4 protein-coding genes and 1 pseudogene are annotated in these 3,134 nt (G+C 41.1%); 1 reads left to right on the top strand and 4 read right to left on the bottom strand.

The window, feature by feature from the left end; translation table 11 throughout:
• Positions 1-50: 50 nt before the first annotated feature.
• Together TY15_RS22735 and TY15_RS22730 are read right to left on the bottom strand one after the other, a co-directional pair.
• Positions 51-581: a GDYXXLXY domain-containing protein gene (locus TY15_RS22735; RefSeq protein WP_040205243.1), complete on the bottom strand. Its 531-nt coding sequence runs from the start codon at positions 579-581 to the stop codon at positions 51-53.
• Positions 574-1,650, bottom strand: a complete 1,077-nt coding sequence (locus TY15_RS22730) for a DUF2157 domain-containing protein (protein WP_040205245.1) — start codon at positions 1,648-1,650, stop codon at positions 574-576. The genes TY15_RS22735 and TY15_RS22730 overlap by 8 nt, the downstream gene beginning before the upstream one ends.
• A gap of 360 nt (positions 1,651-2,010) precedes the next feature.
• Between TY15_RS22730 and TY15_RS22725 the strand changes: the two genes are divergently transcribed.
• Positions 2,011-2,547 (top strand): ribonuclease H-like YkuK family protein, encoded by a 537-nt coding sequence (locus TY15_RS22725; protein ID WP_040205246.1) that lies wholly within the window; start codon positions 2,011-2,013, stop codon positions 2,545-2,547.
• Between the two features lie 58 nt (positions 2,548-2,605).
• Here TY15_RS22725 and TY15_RS22720 read toward each other — a convergent pair whose 3' ends face one another.
• Both TY15_RS22720 and TY15_RS25065 read right to left on the bottom strand, forming a co-directional pair.
• Complete coding sequence (locus tag TY15_RS22720) at positions 2,606-2,911, bottom strand: antibiotic biosynthesis monooxygenase family protein (protein ID WP_040205248.1); 306 nt, start codon at positions 2,909-2,911, stop codon at positions 2,606-2,608.
• A 71-nt stretch (positions 2,912-2,982) separates the two neighbouring features.
• Positions 2,983-3,134 (bottom strand): annotated as a pseudogene (locus TY15_RS25065) (ABC transporter); the annotation flags it as partial.

The following is a 3,134-nucleotide window of genomic DNA, read 5'->3' as shown; positions in this document are numbered from 1 at the left end:
TCAGGCACCGCTTATGGACATTGTCCACGGATGGTGCCTGACACTCTTTTTTATTTCATTTCTATATCTTTTAAGATAGCGTAGCCATTATTCACTTTTATTTTAGCGAGTATATCGCCTTGAGCGGAGGCCTTTTCCCATTCTGTACCAGTATTATCCTCTACATAGTATTTATCTAGATTATATTCAATGAAGGCGTGTTCTTCACCGTCCTCCGTTTTCTCAATATAGTTGAGGGTACCTTTTAGGTAAATTCCCCTCGATGGCTTCTTCATGGTGACTTTGACAGGAGTATGCACCCCTTTCTTTTCCGCTAACAGCACATAAACGTCTAGCTCTCCCCAATTTTTATCATACTTGGTCAGTACCTCATCTTCGACCAGTTGTTTTGGGACTTCTTCAGCCTCATAGCGAAGAGCCACATAATCACCTCGAAAAAGATCAGTAGGGTCCACTGGCATCGTTTGGAGAATAATTTCTTCTCCCGCTAACAGGGTATATACGGGCTTCACACATATGACTACAAGAATCAGTACTGGAAACGTGCAAGCCAGTATCAATTGTTTCGTCCGACTATTCATGAATGCCCACCCCTTTTTTTCGTTGTTTTTCAAAATAAAATCCGAAGCCGAGCAGTAAAAATCCACCTATGATAAACACGAACGATTTGGGCAAGAACGCGAAGGATATATCCAAGTAAAAACGGAAAATCATCACACAAAGGATGATGATGCTCAGCAAGCTGCCTCTGTTAATAAGATACAAGACAAAGAGGATGTAGAGAAGGGAAAAAGGAATATACAGCCAATCTAGGGGCCAAGTCCCCTCAAAAGATAGTATGAGTGCCGCTGCGCCATGTGTAAGGTATCCCACTATCACATAGATGTCTCGCATTTTTCCCTTTAAAAAGACAAGTACCACCCCTATGATCAAATAGATTAATCCATACATATATGATGGATCCTGAAAGTATTCATATCCATTGATAAAGAAGCTAATCATTGTTCCGATAAAGGCTAGCGACAGCACCGCGGTGACAAAACCTGTCTTCTTTGAAAACCCTATTTTTCCATTTAAGATATATATGGCAGCGATCCAGAGTAGAATCCAGTATGGAATACTTCCTCCTTGGAGATAGTGCTCATCTAACAAATAAACGAGTGCGAATACCGATGAAGCAAAAAGAATCCATTTATCTCGTAACACCCATGCTAACGGAAATATCCCGAGCGACCACCATAAAAAGGATGCTTGAAAACTTTGTCCAAGATGGAACATCTGCTCAACTAGAAAAATCCCTGCTCCAAAAACAAGTACACCTAAATAATAAAGGCTCTTGGATGTCTTTTGATAATGTATTTCCATTTTATACCCTGCGAAATTACAAGCAATGAACAATCCGATAATAAAAAGGAATTTAATAGTCTTGCCAATTTCACCCCAATTACTGGCAACGAAACTGAGAACCCCAGCGCCAATTAAGATGGATCCCACGTATAAAAGCGTTTTTGTAAAAGAAAGCTTCTCTACGTCATACAGGGCTTCAATCTCTTTCGTCTTTTCGATTGGCAGTACTTCTGATTTTTCCAAAAATCGAAGTTCCCGTTTTAAAATGCTCAGCTCGTTCTGCTTTATTCTGCGCTTAACCAACCCCCCCACCCCTTCCAAATCCTACTTATTCTTTATGTCTGATTACTTCCAACCATATGCTCTATAAATATATTTATTCGACAATTTCCTGTAAAATCCTCCGGTATAGTCAGACTAGTAAAAGGATTGGACAATGCTAAACTAGCGCGACCACTTCAACGTCAGTGTCCATCCGGAAAACACACTGTCCACGAACGGTGCCTGACACCCCGGGGCATTTTTTTAGACTTTCCTTCATACATTTTCACATGAGTGCTTATATCTTCAAAGGCTGCACGTCCATTGTCGAGATTCCATAAGATGAGAGTAGGAGTAGTATTTTAAGTTTTTCTACGGAAGGGAAAGATGTGGTGCTACAATATGAAAAAATCACCTGCATATCACCATTCGTTTCAAAATTTTCAGGAAAAAGGGCTGTCGTTTGAACAGGTCTTTGAACGGATTATTTCATTCATGACACTAAAACCGAATGGAAACTACCGCCTTATGGTTGGAACTGATTCACAGGTTCATAGATCCCAGACTGTTTTTATCACGGGCATTGTGATTCAACGAGAGGGCAATGGAGTTTGGGCATGTATAAGAAAAGTCATTATTCCAAGGAAGATGACACAATTACATGAAAAGATCTCCCTCGAATTATCATTAACCGAGGAAATCGTTTCGATGTTTACCGAAGAAAGAAAAAATCAATTAATCGCCGTCGTCCTCCCCTATCTTTACGACGGAGCCACCTTCACGATGGAAGGTCATATTGATATCGGAGCCGGCAAACGAAATAAAACACGAGAGTTCGTCAAAGAAATGGTGACGCGAATGGAATCGATAGGCGTCGAACCAAAAATCAAACCCAATGCCTTCGTTGCCTCCAGCTATGCAAACCGTTACACCAAATAAGGGCGTCGTGCACCACGAAAAGACCATTGTCTCCACGCGGTGCCTGACACCCTTTTTCTTACGCCTTTACCTCATACAAATCTTGACTCGATTCAATCACGTATTCTGGCTTTGCTCCACCTTGTTTTTGTTTGTGCCCAGCGATATGCTCCGGGCTCTTTTCCCAATTTTTCCAATCCTGTTCAGAATCCCAGCGCACCACTACCAATACTTCTTCATCTCCACGGCGAACCTTTTTTACTAATACCTGCTTATCAATGAAGCCTGGACGCTGTTCCATAATGCTCCCACGTTTGGCAAACCTCTCCACCACTTGCTCTGAAAATCCCTCTTTCACAACTACCTTTTTGATTTGATAAAACATATACATTCCCTCCAAATCATCTTTTTTAACGTAATCTAGGAAAAGCCAAGCATAACTCCTGGCTCCTCACACTATAAAGACTGACTGATTTCCTTTGCCATCAACTTCATAGATTTTAAACCGCCTCCACTCAAATACCATGCATCTGGATCTAGGTAAATAATCTTGCCATCTTTATAGGCAGTTGTTTTTTGGACAAGCTCATTTTCTACCGCTTTTTTCG

It is taken from the genome of Neobacillus jeddahensis (assembly GCF_000612625.1).
GTDB lineage: Bacteria > Bacillota > Bacilli > Bacillales > Cytobacillaceae > Neobacillus > Neobacillus jeddahensis.
This window is presented reverse-complemented; position numbering and strand designations above follow the sequence as displayed.